We start from the raw sequence: 14,386 nt of genomic DNA, 5'->3' as shown, positions 1-14,386 counted from the left end.
GGGCTAGCGCAAAGGTCGCCTCGCGCCCAGATGCTTAATCTCGGCTGCCCAGATGATCGGAGCGCCGGTCTTAACTACCATCGCAGCGTCGCCAGCATCGTGGTGTGCACGGGTCAGGATCATCGCTCGGGCCCGCCCGAGCTTCCGGACGGCGCGGGTTCGAGCGCGTTTCTCGACAGCTGTCAGCGTCCGGTCTACGGTGACCATCGACAGCTGATCGAGGATCTGCTCGGCAGTCGCAGCCTGCGCCAGGAGATGAGCGTCGGGCGGGAACGGGCGGGCGGTCGGCATGGGATCTCCTCTGCTGATCAGGTTCGATGCTCACTACGTGTGCGGCTCCAGCACCGGGCCCGAGGCGACCCACGAGCAATCGCTCAGTCCGACCTCTGTGCCCGCCCAACCTCGCCGGGACGCGGATTGTCCGTACCCAATCGCAGCTCTCAACGAGGCCAATCCCATGGCGCGGAAGCGCAGTGCACTGGGATTTTCTGAAAGTCGTGGTGATTCACCATGAACCGTGATAGGTTAGTGCTCGTTCACGAAGAATCAACCGAAAGGCGTCGATTATGACGATCCCGCAAGACACTCCCGCGTCGCAATTCCAATTCGTCCCCGTCCCGAACGAGCAGGTGCCGGCCGTCTACCGGCTCCTCGCCGAGCTGGCCGCGACCAGCGCGCGTACCGGCGCTGGCACCGAAACTGCGTTGCGGGTCGGCTCCACCGATGACTGGACCGACGAGCAGCTCCAGAGACTCGCACGAGGCGATGCAACCTCAACGCAAGCTCTCACCGACATCATGGATTTCCTCTCAAAGCACCCCGGCGAGTGGTTCTCGCAGGAGAGCCTTGTCGAAGCCACGGGCCGTACCCGTGGGCAGCTCCTGGTCGTCTGGACAAAACTCACCCCTCACTTCGAGAAGCACTACAACACCGCAGCTTGGCCGCTGAACGCTGAGCGTGGCGATCTCCTCACCCCGCCCCGCCCCAGCACGGCTCACTACTCTGTGACCCCTGCCCGCGCAGAACAGTGGAAGCGCATACGCGGCAACTGAAAGCGCCAGACCTAGCACCTGCGCGGTCCATCGCGCTCCCAATACTCCCGCCCTCATGGGCGGTTCAACTCTCCGTCACTCACCCCACACGAAGGTAAGACAATGACGAACGGTATCACCGACCGCACCGGCCACGAGAAATGGCTCATCTACTGCCCGCAGATCACCCCGAACACCCTGCTGCACCTGAGCATCCAGGGAACCAGCTACGCCCTCCGCGACTTCACTGGGCACCTCATCGGCACGGAGTACCGCAGCGGCGCCGGCCAACCATTCCAGGTTCACGATGAAGCGGGTCGGACCCTCGCCACGACTGCCGAGTTTGAGCGGGCCTTCGACTTTGAGTGGAAGGTCGATGTCTATGACGAGGGCGTCGCGCTCACCAAGGTGGACCGCTGGCGCGACATCATCACCCGACGCAACCTCCGGCTCGGCATCGGCTAGTTGATTGTTCTCAGCTGGAGCCCGACGGGCCATTCAAGGAGTGATCTCGGTTCGGGATTCAACCGAGATCCGAGGATGAAGAATGCTGCGGCCGCCCCACGGCATGCCACCTAGCTCGCAATCCATCCCGGCGAGCGCCTCTGTGCACCGCTCCGGCCAGGCTCCCTACCGGACTTCCGACCGTCCGCTGCTCCCGGATCCGGGTCCGGGTCGTGACCGTCTGAGCGTCGTGGAGGAGGTCGGACCGCCGGTCGGCCAGGATCGTGGGTGGGTGGACACCGGGTTGGTGGCGGTGGCTGGTGGAGTTTTCCCGCCGGGGGAGCGGGCTGCCGCACACGTAGAGGGGCATGACGAACCCACGAACTTACGACCAAGTGTCCCGCGGACGACGTTCCGCCACAACGCTCCGCTCGGCGACCAGATCTGCGCGCTCTGTGCGCGCCATGATCGATTTGGCCTCGATGATGGTCGGCGTCTTGGTCGTCGGGATCATCGGTGGCGTCATCTCGACCACCGTGTTCGCCGTCATCCCGTGGACGCAGGATGAGGCAGCGCGCGCGGAGGTCACCGAGGTCCGGGAGGCGGCGGTCGCCTTGAAGTTGCGTGACGGCATGGCTGGTTTCCCGACGCTGGCGCAGGTGCGGGCAGCAGGGTTCTTGCCCGCTCCGACAGTCACCGCCGACGCGCACGCTTTCGCGGGCGGTAGCGGCGCCGGGATCCGCGCGGCAGCGCCGGTCCCAGTCGACAACCTTGGGATTTCGTTGGGGACGGACCACACCTGCGCAGTGTTCGCGGCTCGCAGCGCGACCGGCCGGGTCTTCTGGGCGGTCAATGACCAGATCAAGGTTGGGAAGGTTGAAGCCGGGGGAGTGGCACCCACTGTTGACTGTGTCGGAGCGACCGTCCCGATGGTCAGCCCTCCACCCGCGACGGGCCCGTGCGACTCCGGCACAGCATGGGTGCTGCCAGACGTCGTTCTTCGCGACGCGGTCACCTACAGGCTCCGTTTGCCCCGCGGCGCAACTCTGACGATGGCGCAGGCGTGTGCCTTCACAGCGTTCTCCAGCAAAGGTTGGACGACCTGGCCGGGAGTCGTCGATGATCAGGCGTCGACGGCGCCGGCGGCGTTGCGCGGGTACTGGTCGGTCTACGGCGCGCAGAAGCAGCCGTCTCAGTTCAACGTCCGGGACTGGGCTGGAATCGGAAAAGCCAACCTCACGGTTGCAGAGTTCGACGGCACCGCAGCCAACACCACCGAACTCCTCACCCTCGATAGCCTCACCAACCTGACGATCTACCGCGCCTCAGATGCCGTCCTGCGTGAAGTAGCTGATCTGCCCACCCTGATTGGGCTGAGCCTCCTGTCGCCGAGTGGGACCAGTTTCACTCCGCTGGCAGGCAGCAATGTCGAGGTCCTCAACATCGGCAGCGGTTCGAACTATGGACTGGCGCCGGTCGGGACCAAGTTCCACTGGACCCTGGACGGCCTCGGCGGGCTACCAGCCTTGAGCTACCTGACGGTGAAAGACACCGACATCACGGACTGGAGCGCCGGATCAGAGGTGCCCCACCTGTCGCACTGACCGGCTCCAGCCGACCGTTGGGCGACGAGTCAGGGTCCGTCCGCGCATGAGGTCTCCGACACCAAAAGGAGACCCATTCATGCGCCTGATCGATCGCTCAACCCTCAGTTTCCGCGGTTGGCCCGCCGAGCTGATCCCGAAGTACCTGAGGCCGGCCGCCTACGTCCCAACCCGCAGCGGTCACCGCTACCCAGTTTGGGATCTGGAGGCCGTCATCCAGGCAGAGTCCGTCGTCAACATCACCCGCCCTGTCCTCGAGTTCCGCCCGGCCATCCAGCCGCCCCGACCTATGCCGCCCGCTCGGAGGTCGTGGCGGCCGCCGCACCGAAAGGTGGCATGACTGCGTGCTGATGAGAACTCGGAGGAGTGCCGCGCATGTTGTTCTCGGACGACCTGCACCGCTGTCATCGACGAAAACTCGGAGGCTGCCGCGCATGAAGTCCTCGGAGGCAGGAAACCCATCCTGCCTCCGGTTCTCCCGGTCAGCTTGACGGCCCGCTTCTCCTTAAGAGGCGGGCCGTCGGCACTGGAGCGGGAGGACTACTCATCTGCAACACACCTTGACCGAGGAGAACAAACATGCACACCACACGAATCAACTACGCCGACCCGAAGATCATCGTCACGTGCAGCCGATGCGGAAATACGGAACGCAGCGTCGTCGCCGGCAAGCTCGGCTGGAACACGGATGCACGCGCCGGCGTCATCGTGGCCATCATCTGCTCGGGCTGCCAGACCGCGGAGGAGAACGCTGAGGCGGAAATCAACCTCGCCACCACCCGCTACAGCGTCGACGCGTTCGGGCGGATGGTCGGCTTCGCGCGCATCTGAAGAAGCACCACCACCGGCGCTTGCCGCCTCACACATACATGACTATGGGCGCCCACGGTGGCTCACCTTCGCGTCGAGATTCGGCGCGGACAACTGACCGAAGGAGAAGAACGACGTGAGTTTCAATGAGCAAGAACACCCGCGAGGGGCCGGTGCACGATTCGTCAAAAAGGGGCGGTCCGAGCCTGAACTTCAGTTGGGCGGAACTCACAGCATCGCCCTGCTGGACCTGATGCGCTTCTCATCGCGCCCGGATCAAAGGTGATTCTCGAAGCTGTTCGAGGGACCGGGAACGGGCTGGCTCGGGACCAGAGATGTCGGTGCTGGGCAGATGCAGGTCGACAGCTCCACGGTGCCCGAGGGGTTGGCACGAGCACCGTGGATCTGTGAACGGCATTTACCAGCACCAGGGATAGCCATTCTTCACGTAGGCAAAGCGCGAGCCGTAGTATCGGCAGACCGAATCCCAGCTGTAGTACTTCTTTACAGTGTGAGGGAAGCCAGCGCCCCACGGGATTACCCACCATTTGCAGGTTACGCCCGATGCTTCCTTATAGGCGTTCATGTAGCCGGCCTTCGCCGAGGTGATACCCACTGGACGTGTGTTCGCACAGAACTGGTACCACTCCGGGATCGAAACCGTCCTCACGTTGAGGTTAGTAGCCTCCTGAACGCGATTGCCCGCAGCCAACGAGGGGCTTGTCGTCAACGGCGCTAGCACTAGCAGTGCCGTGATCGCTCCTATCAGGGCCAACTTCATCGTTTTCATCGGATCTCCTTTGGAGTGTTGGGTGAGAGCTGGTCGCCCTTCCTACATTCACCTTGGATTCAATTGCGCGCCCTGGTATATCCGAACACGTGCGCTGAACATGAAGTTGTGCTGGACGGCTGTATAGAGCCCAGTACCCTGCATTTCGTGAGTGAAAGCTGGGATGCGCCTATAGACAGCCGAAGACGGCATGGAATGCTGTGTCCTGTGTGTGGATCACCTACGTCCGTGCCAAACACCCGCCCGAGTTCCGAGAGCTCGCGCGTCCAACGCCTAAGGCGTTGCGAGAACGGCCACAGTTTCCGAACTGTCGAGACGCCGATCGCCCCTGACATAAGCCTGTATGCGCTTCGGCGGTCCAGCGACAATGCTCTAGCTCGGGGGACCTTCAGTGGACAGCGCCTGCGCGACGATCTTGAGCGAATCCTCTTCGGACGGAAGGGGCCACTTGATTCCACAACTCTGGAGAACGTGGCGGCGCGGGCGACTGAACGGATTGAACGGAAGTTGAGTTCGAATACGACGCGACTCACCCCTGAGGAATTCCGCAGCCGTCCGGACATTGTTGGTGCTATCCCCGACACGCAAGTGTCGGAGGCGGTGGAGGCGATCATGAGGATCGGTACCGGCAACCAGTACAGGATGGCCGAATTGCTCTACGTCATGGCGATCCAGGGTCGCAATGACTATCGCGAAGGCTGGTTGGACGCGGAATGCGTACTGGCGTGGGTGAATCGGCGGTACCCGAACCTTAGAACGCGTGCCCAGCAAGGGCACTTCACCGATGGTGTAGGTCCACGGCCGCCGGCTCCCAAGCGGCTTGAGTGGCGACCCGAGAGCGTTCTCAAACGTGACGGCCGCACACCGGATTTTGCGTTGCGACAACTTCTAAAGGGCGTAAGCGCAGCGCTGTGGGGTAGACGAGATGCCGACGCCAAGTCCTTGATCGTTGCTCACTTGGTCTTGAACGACCTTCGAGGTCAGCGGGCCGTCCACTCCACCCAGGTCTCAGCGTCAGTTCTGGCTGGGCTACGGCGTGTCGACGACATCGGGTATCTCAGATGGGCGACGGTCGCGAAGAACATTCGTGGGGTCCGAGAGTTCGCGGACGAAGTCGACGACCTCATCCGTGCTCCGTCTCACCGACTCATCGTGTCGAAAGACTGGAGGCGGTGGGCGAGAGCGCTGTGAGACGTTGTTTCGCCCATTGGCGCTGCTCTAGTTTCTCGCTATTGCGCAGGCTGTCACGCATACCGCCGACACGAGACTTCCACGTTGGAATCCTGGTTGGGCTGATCTGACCCTTCAGAAGGATCACTATCGAACTTGGAGCAGCTGTCCGTGGGCGCTGTCTTCCAACCATCGGAGCCGCCATCCATGTCAGAAAGAGGGCGATCCAATTTCTGCGGTAGCGGCTTGAATCGGACTAGGAGGCCACTCCTCTTCCTCTTGAGAGGTCTCCGGAAGGTTGCCCGTCACTGGGTTGTCCAGCATCTTATGCTTCACCGCAAAGGGCACCGCTGCGGGCAACCACACCGGGCGGGCTAAACGGGCACGACCTATTGCAGCCTCCACCTACGCGCGAGAACTCGATCATCAGGTCCCGTTGGCGACTGCCTTTCGGGCTACACCTCCAGGACGTATCGCGTTCGCAGGGCCAGCCTGTCTAAAGACCGAAGTCCCCAAAGAACTCGCCCTCGCTCGTTTCCATAACCGCTTCTGTGGGAGCAGCCGTATCGGCGGAGATGGCCTGGCTCAGGAAGTATGCAGTGGACAGGTCTGAGGCGATGGAGTAGCTGACGAACAGGTAGAACATGGAGTTCGGGTCGCCCCAGAGGGGGTTGGCGCCGGCGTTGCCGAACAGGCGTTTGATGGACCCGGGCTGTCTTTTCTCCACCAGTGTCGCGGTGGCTGCGAGTGAGGCGGGGGTCGCGTCGGCTGGTCTTTCGTCGTTTGCGGCGGCTCGGGCGACGAGCTGGTCGAACATCAGGTCTCGCTGCGCGTAGCTCATTTTCGCGAACGCTTCGGTGTGTACCTGTTCGACCGTGTCGGGGCTGGCGTTGCGAAGGAGGTATTCGTAGCGCTGAACGGCGAGTTCGTCAGCTGTTCCCGGTGTCGGGGTGAAGGGTGCGGGGACGGTCGGTTCGCGGAGCTTGCGGCCGAAGAGGGTGTCGATGATGCCCATGAGGTTCTCCTGGATGTTGTGGGTGCGCCCGCGTCGTTCCGGTATGCGGAGCGACGCGGGCGCTGGTGGTTTCCGTGTGGCGAGCGGTGTTGGCTACGGGCGGGTGGGGTCCGCGCCGGGGATGTAGTTCGGGATGGCGTAGAAGTACGGGCTGATGACGACGAAGCCGGCGCTGTTCGCGAGGTAGGCGTAGCTGATGAGGCCGCCGACGCTCATGAAGCTCCATCCGCCGAACCAGCGGTTCAGGGCGGCACGGATCCTGCCCTGCTTGGCGTGCTGGGGGGTGCTCTGCAGGCCGGCCTCGGTGAGGAGGTTGTGGAACTGCGGGAGGGTGAGGTCCTGGAATGCGTCTGCCGGGGCCTGGGCGGTGTTCTTGTCTGCCGCGGGGAGTGCGGCCTGGAGCTGGTTCATGAGAATCGGTTCTCGGATCTGCGTAGGTGTTACTTGGGTTGCTTAGCTGTTGAAGGAGACGTCGCTGAGGGCGAGGGTGATGGGAACCCAGGACAGGTCGGGTGTGCGGTCGTCGTTGCGGATGTGGACGTACCGGAGGGTGGGTACCGGAAGTCCGTCGATGAGGTCGGTCTCCTGGATGTAGTGGGCGGTGGGGGAGTAGCCGTTCACGACAGGCTGGTAGTCCATGCGGCGGAGCAACCCGGCCTCGTTGAAGTAGTACAGCTCGACTTCGTTGTGGGCATCGATGGTCTTCGGGTAGGTGACCTGCAGGACCCGCCAGGTCTCGTCGCCTTCGGTCCACGGCTCGATCTCGTGAGCCTCGACGCCGGGGAGGGTGAAGACGATGGGTTCGGCGAGGTAGTGCCATACGGCGTAGCTGCGGAAGTACCCGGCCTGTGCGGCGGTCCACTTGGTCTCTGTCGTGTAGCCGTCGAAGCTGGCGCGTGGGTTCTCGAGCTCGTCGACGACCTTGCCGTCGGCGTCCATGATGATGACCTTGTCGGCCTTCTTGTAGTACTCGATCACGCGGCCGGTTTCGGGTTCGGTGTGGCGGATCCATTCCTGGTAGAGGTCGGCTTCGACGATCTCAGTGACGGCGAAGTCCGCGTTTCCCTTGAACTCCCAGAACGGGCCGCCGTAGGTGATGGTTGCCTTGACGGTCTTCAGTTCGTCCCAGCGGGCTTTGCCGCCATGAGCTTCGAGAACCTTTTCGAGTAGTGCGTCCATGATGTTTACTCCTTGTTTAGTACTGCGTAGTCCTAAAGTAGCACCAACTGGTGCGTTTAGGGTAATCTTTTTTTATGAGCGAACGAAGTTATGCAGATGAGTGCGGCGCAGCCCTGGCCTTGGATGCCGTCGGTGAGCGCTGGGCGTTGCTCATCGTGCGCGAGTTGATGTTCGGTCCGAAGCGATTCGCCGACCTTAGATCGGGGCTTCCGCAAGCCAGCCAGAACGTGTTGAGTCAGCGGCTGAAGGAACTGGAAGGGGCCGGCGTCATCCAGCGCGTCAAGCTCGGCCCTCCGGCCAGAGCTCAGGTGTATGAGTTGACTTCGGCCGGCGTCGCACTAGAGCCAGCGGTCGTCGCACTGGCGCAGTGGGGTGCGCGTCTGGACGTGCACCACGGTTCCAAGATGAGTGCCGACTCCTTGGCATTGCTCCTGAAGGCTCTCTACAGGCCTGCCGGGCCGTCCACCGTATCGGTCGCTCTCCAGCTCGGCGATGACCAGTTCGCCATTCACCTCGACAGCGACGCGATCCAGATCAAGCGGGGCGCAGCGCAAGAACCCGACGCAGTGCTGCGGGGGACAGTGCAGAGTTGGTGGGATGTACTCTTCGGCAGCGTCGGCGTGGAGGCTTCACTCGATACCGGGGCGATCGAGATCACGGGTGACCGAGCCGCGGCCGACCAGTTCCTTGAGTCATTCCCCGCACCTGGAGTCTTCACGGGAACTGGATCGCTCGTGGATCGCGCAGCGGGCTGAGAGACGCTCCCGAGCCGCGCTGGGCGCTCGCGACGTCATCTTTGTCGACATGATGTGCTCCAACACTCTTGGGCTACCTCACCGGCATCGAGAAGCCCCGCCGTCACAACACCGCTGACGCGTCAAGGGGCTTGACTGCAAAGTCATTGTGTTGGGACTTTCCGACAGTTAGCCTGAATGCGGAGTTCTAAATTGTCCGAAGCTCGGAGCATCCGGATCGACGACTAGACCCACACCGGGGGCAGACTCAGCGGATCGAGACGACCATGGTGACGGACAACGGGGATGATGTTGTCACGTTCGCGGGCGGGATCCTCGACCAACACCGACATGTGTGCGCCTTCGTCAACTGGCAGGACGAAGACCTCGCGGTGCTCGATTCGTTCGTACGCCAAGGGATCGAAAGCGGAGACCGGATCGTGTACCTCGTTGATCCGGCAGACGTGGCCGAGCCAGTCAACCGCCTGCAACACCTTGGGTACGACGCTGCCGACTTACTGAATCGTCGCCAGTGCGAAGTGCAGAGTTGGGCTGACACCTATCTGAACGGTGGGCGCTTCGACCCGGACGCTATGCTCACCCTCCTCGACCGGATGTTCGACGACCAGGACTCTCCCCGTGTCCGCCTCGTCGCCAACATGGGCTGGGCAATCGGCGAACCCGGCCTCACTGACCAGCTCATTGAATTCGAAGCGCGAGCCAACTTCGTCAACCTGCGGCGCCGACACATCGCCATCTGCGCCTACGACACCGCCCAGTTCGATGGTGCACTCATCATCGACATCCTCCGTACCCATCCGATGGTGCTCGTCGGGGGAGTGCTGCAAGAGAACCCGTTCTTCGTGCCGCCTGCAGAGTTCCTCCGCCAGAAGAATCTCCGTTAGACGGAATCGACGTCACCATGAACATGGAAACGACACTGGCCGACAACCTCTACGGCCGAGACGAAGGTGACGTTTCCGCGTCAGAGTCGAGGCGCTGGATGCGCGACCTCGGCGCACTCCTGGCCTTGCCGGCCATGTGGGTGGACCAGGACCCGATCGAAATTGTCACCGGTCTGCTGAGCGTCCTGTTCGGCATGCTGCAACTGGACGGCGTGTACGTTCGATTCGATGAACACCAACCGGCGCTTCTTGTAGAAGGGTGGCGACCGATCGGCCCCAACGTCCCTGCCGAACTCCGCGACTTGAGCGCAACGAACTCGACATTGGTGTCCGGAGTGAAGACGATCGCCGTTCACTCTTCCGATCTGGGCGCGGTTCGCGTCGCCAGCCTGCAGATCGCGCTGCCCTGGGAAGCTGGCATCGTCCTTGTGTCGTCAGTGCGCACCGACTTCCCCACCGTCACGGAAACACATCTGCTTCGCGTGGCAGCCGGACAGGCGGCGATTGCCATCCACACCGCCCGCAGCCTCTTGAACGAACGCCAGAGCCGAACAGCAGCTGAGGCTAAACTCGCCCGTCAAGCTGAGATCCTTCGGACACTCATCGACGATGTCGAACCCTCGCTCACCTTGGTCTCAGACCGAATCCGGGATGCCGCTGCTGCCGTCGCCGAAGGCGCGCCGCCCGGCGACCTCGAGTCGGCCTCGGCCACAACACAATCTCCTGTCCCCATTCTCGGAGCCATCCGTGTCAGCTCGCCGGGACTGCCGTTGACGCGACGGGAAACAGAAGTCCTGGGACTCCTCGCGCAAGGGCTCACCAATAAAGAGATCGCAGCGTTGATGTGGCTCAGCGACCGGACCGTGGAGCGTCACGTCACCAGCCTCTACCGGAAGATCGGTGTACGCCGCCGCAGCGAAGCCACCGCTTTCGCCCTGCGGAACGCACTCATCTGACCCATCGGCCGCCCTCCGGTCACCAGGCTTCAAAGATGAGGGGTTCACGCCACGGGCAGACCGCTCGAGCTCTTCATACCGACGGGCACTACGGATGCCGGGCCGATGCGACGGGGCGATATTGGTCTTGCAGGTCTCTCTGACCTGAGGACACAACCACCCAGGTGCCCTCACGCCGCGTACAGCTCGACGGACCACCCACCGTCCACAGCAACCGGCGACCCTGCGCGCTGCTCGTCTTGTCGAGCGGCTATCCCCGTCTGCACTCTCCGACGGCTATTGAAAGGGGACCAGCGTGTCCCAGTACACAGCGCCTAATCTGCACATCGACGGTCCGAACGGCAACTCGTACGCATACCGAAGGTTCGGCCGAACCGGCACCACCCCGGTCATCTTCCTGCAACACTTCCGCGGCAACCTCGACGGCTGGGACCCCGACCTGGTCGACCCGATCTCGGCCGAACGGGAAGTCGTTCTCTACGACCCGAGCGGTATCGGGCTATCCACCGGTGCGATCCCCGACACTTTCCGCGACTTCGCCCGCGATGCTCTGACATTCATCGACACCCTCGGCTTCGACCAGGTGGACATCTTCGGCTTCTCCATCGGCGGGATGATCGCCCAGGAAGTCGCCCTCCAACGGCCAGCGCTCGTCCGCCGGTTGATCCTTGCCGGTACCGGCCCGGAAGGCGGCCGCAACATGCACGGCTGGACCGACACCCCCCGCGCCCATGCCATGAAAGACGAGCAAGGCGCTGAAGACATCCTCTACCTCTTCTTCGCCCCAAACCCCGACAGTCAAGCCAAAGGGGGCGAGTTCGTCGGCCGCATCTTCACCCGGGCCGATGACCGCGACACCCTCCCCAGCCTCGCCGTGCGTGACGCACAAGCCGCAGCCGCCATCGAGTGGGGGATCAAGGACTACGCCCGCTTGGCCCGACTGGAGAACATCCTGCAGCCCACCCTGGTCGCCAACGGTGACAACGACATCATGGTGCCGACCGAGAACTCCTACCTCCTCGCCGGACACCTGCCGAACGCCCGCCTCACGATCTACCCCAACGCCAACCACGGGTTCCTCTTCCAATACCCCACCGAGTTCGCCGCAGAAGTGAACGCCTTCCTCTCCGAATAACAGGCACCGCCCACATACCGCCCAATGAAAAGAGCCCCATCATGGACATGAAACTTGAAGTCGTCGTCATCCCAGTCAGCGACGTCGACCAGGCCAAGAACTTCTACGAATCACTTGGCTGGCGCCTCGACGCCGACTTCGCCGTCAGTGACGACTTCCGCGTCGTCCAGCTCACACCACCCGGTTCGGAAGCCTCGATCATCTTCGGCACCGGCCTCACCACCGCCGCTCCGGGCTTCGTCCAAGGCCTCCAACTCACCGTCTACGACATCGAAGAAGCCCGCCAAGAACTCCTCGACCACGGCGCCGACGTCTCCGAGATCTTCCACGACGCCGGTGGCATCTTCCACCACGCCGGAACCGAGCAGCGCCTTGCCGGCCCGCACCCGGAACGTGCCGACTACGGCAGCTTCGCCAGCTTCGAAGACCCCGACGGAAACGGCTGGATGCTGCAGGAAATCAAGAAGCGGGCACCCGGACGATGAACGACACCTCAGCTCCGCTCACACCGGAAGCCACCCTCACCGTCGTCCTCGACATCCTCAATAAGGCTGCCGAAGCCCACGGTGTGCACGAAGCCACGGTCCTCGGTGGCGTCCACGACGACGAATGGCCGCAATGGTACGCGGAACACATGGTCGCCAACCTCGAAGCCCACGGATACCAGATCGTCGGCCCGACACCATGAACCGGCTGTCGACCCACCAAGGGTCACCCCAAGGAACGTCACCTCCCCGCCACCCGGGTCGGGAGGACCCTGTTGCGGAGCAGCTGATGAACCTCGAGCAAGTCCGCCAGTACCGGCGACGCTTCAGCGCAGGTCAGCACACAGCGATCACCACCACCCAGATCGACGCATACGAGGGCCTCACGCTCGCTCAGTTCGACCTTCTCTACCGGCGGGCATTCCCAACGCCCGCAGACAATCATCAACGCGTCCGTTCCATGCTGAGCACCATGCTGCGGTATATCCGCCTCCTTGGATGGGATCTGACCGCATCAGGTCTCGGCCAAGCACTCCTAGTGAACACCGGCTGCGGATACCTGGCGCTCCCCGCGTGCCAACCACCCACTCCCAACACCCGCAGCTACTAATCCGCCCCGTCCAGGAAAAGAATCCACCATGGTTACGAACGAATACGATCTCATCGTCCTGGGCGCTGGAGCTGCCGGCGAGAACGTCGCTGATTACGCCGTTCAAGGCGGGCTGACTGCTCTCCTTGTTGAGAGCGAGCTCGTTGGAGGCGAGTGCTCCTACTGGGCCTGCATGCCATCCAAAACGCTTTTGAGGTCAGCGCAAGCACTTCGCGCAGCTCAACATGTCGACGGGGCCGCACAGGCAATCACCGGGACCCTCGACGTGCAGCGAGTCCTTGATCGCCGCGATTCCTTCACCCACCACTGGTCGGATGCCAGCCAAGTCAGCTGGGCGGAAGGAGCCGGCATCGACGTCGTCCGAGGGATCGGCCGGATCAGCGCACCCAAGCAAATCACCGTCACCGCCCCTGACGGTGCCGTCACCACGTACACGGCACGTCACGCTGTCGCCGTCGCCACAGGTTCCCGACCGCTCATTCCCCCAATTGCCGGTCTCGTAGACGCACAGCCGTGGACGAGCAGGGAAGCCACCAGCGTCAAACACCTTCCCGCCCGGTTCGCAATCATCGGCGGCGGCGTCGTGGCAGCCGAGATGGCAACCGCCTACGTCGGGCTGGGATCGACAGTCACCCTCATCTCCCGGGGCGGACTGCTCGCCGGAATGGAACCGTTTGCCGGCGAGATGGTGCACCAATGGATGAAGGAGCAAGGCATCACCGTCCTGCTGAACACGGAAACCACAGGCGTCACCAGAAGGGATGGCGAAGTCACCATCACCATGAACGGCGGGGACACGATCGTCGCCGACGAATTCCTCGTCGCCACAGGCCGCACACCAGCAACATACGACATCGGGCTCGAAACCATCGGCCTCACGCCCGGCGACTGGATGAACACCGACGACACCCTCCGCGTCGACGGATTCGACTGGCTCTACGCAGTCGGCGACGTCAACCATCGTGCCCTGCTGACCCACCAAGGCAAGTACCAGGCACGGGCCGCGGGCAGTGTCATCGCCGCCCGCGCACTGGGCGAGACGATACTCGACCAGCCTTGGGGCGAGCACGTCGCGACAGCCGATCATCAAGCCGTTCCTCAAGTCACGTTCACCGAACCCGAAGTCGCTTCCGTGGGTCTCACCTCTGAAGCCGCCACGAAGGCCGGCTACGAGACCCGTGTCATCGACTACGAGATCGGCTACCTCGCCGGATCCAGCGTCCGCGAAGACGACTACAGGGGCTCCGCCCGCATGGTCGTTGACGAGAAACGGCAGAGGATCCTCGGGGTCACGTTTGTTGGTCCCGACGTCAGCGAACTCATCCAGACCGCCACCCTGGCAATCGTCGCAGACGTACCCATGGCCCGGCTTTGGCACATGGTCCCGGCCTACCCCACGGTCAACGAAATATGGCTCCGGCTGTTGGAAACCTATGGCCGGCCAGCGCAACACCGGGAAGACGAAGAACGCCAGCCGGACTACCCCTCCGAAGCTGTCGCGTAATCCGCATGGACATA

Annotated in this window: 18 protein-coding genes; 13 read left to right on the top strand and 5 right to left on the bottom strand. The window is 62.9% G+C overall.

Going from position 1 to position 14,386, the window contains the following annotated elements; translation table 11 throughout:
• Positions 1-3: 3 nt before the first annotated feature.
• Entirely contained in the window at positions 4-291 is a 288-nt protein-coding gene (locus ASF30_RS01965; protein WP_055900737.1) for a hypothetical protein, read from the bottom strand.
• Between the two features lie 275 nt (positions 292-566).
• Here ASF30_RS01965 and ASF30_RS01960 point away from each other — a divergent pair, with 275 nt between their 5' ends.
• The 4 genes from ASF30_RS01960 to ASF30_RS01940 all read left to right on the top strand — a co-directional run bounded on the left by ASF30_RS01960 (position 567) and on the right by ASF30_RS01940 (position 3,910).
• Positions 567-1,052 (top strand): hypothetical protein, encoded by a 486-nt coding sequence (locus ASF30_RS01960; RefSeq protein WP_055900733.1) that lies wholly within the window; start codon positions 567-569, stop codon positions 1,050-1,052.
• A 102-nt stretch (positions 1,053-1,154) separates the two neighbouring features.
• The gene (locus ASF30_RS01955; RefSeq protein ID WP_055900729.1) at positions 1,155-1,496 is read left to right on the top strand and encodes a hypothetical protein; all 342 of its coding nucleotides are present in this window, start codon (positions 1,155-1,157) and stop codon (positions 1,494-1,496) included.
• 443 nt (positions 1,497-1,939) lie between these two features.
• Positions 1,940-3,079, top strand: coding sequence for a hypothetical protein (locus tag ASF30_RS01950; protein ID WP_157496870.1), 1,140 nt, complete (start codon positions 1,940-1,942; stop codon positions 3,077-3,079).
• A 579-nt stretch (positions 3,080-3,658) separates the two neighbouring features.
• Positions 3,659-3,910 carry a hypothetical protein gene (locus ASF30_RS01940; protein WP_200918407.1) on the top strand — a complete coding sequence of 84 codons (252 nt, stop codon included), beginning with the start codon at positions 3,659-3,661 and terminating at the stop codon, positions 3,908-3,910.
• A 397-nt stretch (positions 3,911-4,307) separates the two neighbouring features.
• On the opposite strand, the gene ASF30_RS01935 is transcribed toward ASF30_RS01940, so the two are convergent.
• Positions 4,308-4,679 carry a hypothetical protein gene (locus ASF30_RS01935; protein ID WP_055900719.1) on the bottom strand — a complete coding sequence of 124 codons (372 nt, stop codon included), beginning with the start codon at positions 4,677-4,679 and terminating at the stop codon, positions 4,308-4,310.
• A 195-nt stretch (positions 4,680-4,874) separates the two neighbouring features.
• On the opposite strand from ASF30_RS01935, the gene ASF30_RS23555 reads away from it, so the two are divergent.
• The gene (locus tag ASF30_RS23555; protein ID WP_442914947.1) at positions 4,875-5,870 is read left to right on the top strand and encodes an NrdR family transcriptional regulator; all 996 of its coding nucleotides are present in this window, start codon (positions 4,875-4,877) and stop codon (positions 5,868-5,870) included.
• 475 nt (positions 5,871-6,345) lie between these two features.
• On the opposite strand, the gene ASF30_RS01925 is transcribed toward ASF30_RS23555, so the two are convergent.
• The 3 genes from ASF30_RS01925 to ASF30_RS01915 all read right to left on the bottom strand — a co-directional run bounded on the left by ASF30_RS01925 (position 6,346) and on the right by ASF30_RS01915 (position 8,043).
• Positions 6,346-6,864 (bottom strand): hypothetical protein, encoded by a 519-nt coding sequence (locus ASF30_RS01925; protein ID WP_055900713.1) that lies wholly within the window; start codon positions 6,862-6,864, stop codon positions 6,346-6,348.
• A gap of 93 nt (positions 6,865-6,957) precedes the next feature.
• Positions 6,958-7,275 (bottom strand): hypothetical protein, encoded by a 318-nt coding sequence (locus ASF30_RS01920; protein WP_055900710.1) that lies wholly within the window; start codon positions 7,273-7,275, stop codon positions 6,958-6,960.
• Positions 7,276-7,317: 42 nt separating this feature from the next.
• Entirely contained in the window at positions 7,318-8,043 is a 726-nt protein-coding gene (locus ASF30_RS01915) for a hypothetical protein (protein WP_055900707.1), read from the bottom strand.
• Between the two features lie 74 nt (positions 8,044-8,117).
• On the opposite strand from ASF30_RS01915, the gene ASF30_RS01910 reads away from it, so the two are divergent.
• The 8 genes from ASF30_RS01910 (at position 8,118) to ASF30_RS01875 (ending at position 14,372) form a co-directional block, all read left to right on the top strand.
• Entirely contained in the window at positions 8,118-8,798 is a 681-nt protein-coding gene (locus ASF30_RS01910) for a winged helix-turn-helix transcriptional regulator (RefSeq protein WP_055900704.1), read from the top strand.
• 266 nt (positions 8,799-9,064) lie between these two features.
• Positions 9,065-9,682, top strand: a complete 618-nt coding sequence (locus ASF30_RS01905) for an MEDS domain-containing protein (protein ID WP_055900701.1) — start codon at positions 9,065-9,067, stop codon at positions 9,680-9,682.
• Between the two features lie 17 nt (positions 9,683-9,699).
• Positions 9,700-10,638, top strand: coding sequence for a helix-turn-helix transcriptional regulator (locus ASF30_RS01900; RefSeq protein WP_055900699.1), 939 nt, complete (start codon positions 9,700-9,702; stop codon positions 10,636-10,638).
• Positions 10,639-10,933: 295 nt separating this feature from the next.
• Positions 10,934-11,773, top strand: coding sequence for an alpha/beta fold hydrolase (locus tag ASF30_RS01895; RefSeq protein ID WP_055900696.1), 840 nt, complete (start codon positions 10,934-10,936; stop codon positions 11,771-11,773).
• A 41-nt stretch (positions 11,774-11,814) separates the two neighbouring features.
• Complete coding sequence (locus ASF30_RS01890; protein ID WP_055900693.1) at positions 11,815-12,258, top strand: VOC family protein; 444 nt, start codon at positions 11,815-11,817, stop codon at positions 12,256-12,258.
• Positions 12,255-12,461: a hypothetical protein gene (locus ASF30_RS01885; RefSeq protein ID WP_055900690.1), complete on the top strand. Its 207-nt coding sequence runs from the start codon at positions 12,255-12,257 to the stop codon at positions 12,459-12,461. The genes ASF30_RS01890 and ASF30_RS01885 overlap by 4 nt, the downstream gene beginning before the upstream one ends.
• Before the next feature lie 86 nt (positions 12,462-12,547).
• Positions 12,548-12,868 carry a hypothetical protein gene (locus ASF30_RS01880; RefSeq protein ID WP_055900687.1) on the top strand — a complete coding sequence of 107 codons (321 nt, stop codon included), beginning with the start codon at positions 12,548-12,550 and terminating at the stop codon, positions 12,866-12,868.
• Between the two features lie 28 nt (positions 12,869-12,896).
• Positions 12,897-14,372: a dihydrolipoyl dehydrogenase family protein gene (locus tag ASF30_RS01875; protein ID WP_055900684.1), complete on the top strand. Its 1,476-nt coding sequence runs from the start codon at positions 12,897-12,899 to the stop codon at positions 14,370-14,372.
• The last annotated feature ends 14 nt before the right edge of the window (positions 14,373-14,386 follow it).

Source organism: Leifsonia sp. Leaf264, assembly GCF_001422325.1.
In the GTDB taxonomy this organism is placed as follows: Bacteria; Actinomycetota; Actinomycetes; order Actinomycetales; family Microbacteriaceae; genus Orlajensenia.
The sequence above is the reverse complement of the archived record's forward strand: the minus strand, read 5'-3'. Positions and strand labels throughout refer to the sequence as shown.

What these genes read in the sequence shown, in the direction of transcription:
- ASF30_RS01890 (WP_055900693.1), top strand. Translation starts at nt 11,815, where the DNA reads ATGGACATGAAACTTGAAGTCGTCGTCATCCCAGTCAGCGACGTCGAC.
- ASF30_RS01880 (WP_055900687.1), top strand. Translation starts at nt 12,548, where the DNA reads ATGAACCTCGAGCAAGTCCGCCAGTACCGGCGACGCTTCAGCGCAGGT.
- ASF30_RS01905 (WP_055900701.1), top strand. Translation starts at nt 9,065, where the DNA reads ATGGTGACGGACAACGGGGATGATGTTGTCACGTTCGCGGGCGGGATC.
- ASF30_RS01925 (WP_055900713.1), bottom strand. Translation starts at nt 6,864, where the DNA reads ATGGGCATCATCGACACCCTCTTCGGCCGCAAGCTCCGCGAACCGACC.
- ASF30_RS01935 (WP_055900719.1), bottom strand. Translation starts at nt 4,679, where the DNA reads ATGAAAACGATGAAGTTGGCCCTGATAGGAGCGATCACGGCACTGCTA.
- ASF30_RS01950 (WP_157496870.1), top strand. Translation starts at nt 1,940, where the DNA reads ATGATCGATTTGGCCTCGATGATGGTCGGCGTCTTGGTCGTCGGGATC.
- ASF30_RS01940 (WP_200918407.1), top strand. Translation starts at nt 3,659, where the DNA reads ATGCACACCACACGAATCAACTACGCCGACCCGAAGATCATCGTCACG.
- ASF30_RS01955 (WP_055900729.1), top strand. Translation starts at nt 1,155, where the DNA reads ATGACGAACGGTATCACCGACCGCACCGGCCACGAGAAATGGCTCATC.
- ASF30_RS01885 (WP_055900690.1), top strand. Translation starts at nt 12,255, where the DNA reads ATGAACGACACCTCAGCTCCGCTCACACCGGAAGCCACCCTCACCGTC.
- ASF30_RS01910 (WP_055900704.1), top strand. Translation starts at nt 8,118, where the DNA reads ATGAGCGAACGAAGTTATGCAGATGAGTGCGGCGCAGCCCTGGCCTTG.
- ASF30_RS01875 (WP_055900684.1), top strand. Translation starts at nt 12,897, where the DNA reads ATGGTTACGAACGAATACGATCTCATCGTCCTGGGCGCTGGAGCTGCC.
- ASF30_RS01915 (WP_055900707.1), bottom strand. Translation starts at nt 8,043, where the DNA reads ATGGACGCACTACTCGAAAAGGTTCTCGAAGCTCATGGCGGCAAAGCC.
- ASF30_RS01920 (WP_055900710.1), bottom strand. Translation starts at nt 7,275, where the DNA reads ATGAACCAGCTCCAGGCCGCACTCCCCGCGGCAGACAAGAACACCGCC.
- ASF30_RS23555 (WP_442914947.1), top strand. Translation starts at nt 4,875, where the DNA reads ATGCTGTGTCCTGTGTGTGGATCACCTACGTCCGTGCCAAACACCCGC.
- ASF30_RS01960 (WP_055900733.1), top strand. Translation starts at nt 567, where the DNA reads ATGACGATCCCGCAAGACACTCCCGCGTCGCAATTCCAATTCGTCCCC.
- ASF30_RS01965 (WP_055900737.1), bottom strand. Translation starts at nt 291, where the DNA reads ATGCCGACCGCCCGCCCGTTCCCGCCCGACGCTCATCTCCTGGCGCAG.
- ASF30_RS01900 (WP_055900699.1), top strand. Translation starts at nt 9,700, where the DNA reads ATGAACATGGAAACGACACTGGCCGACAACCTCTACGGCCGAGACGAA.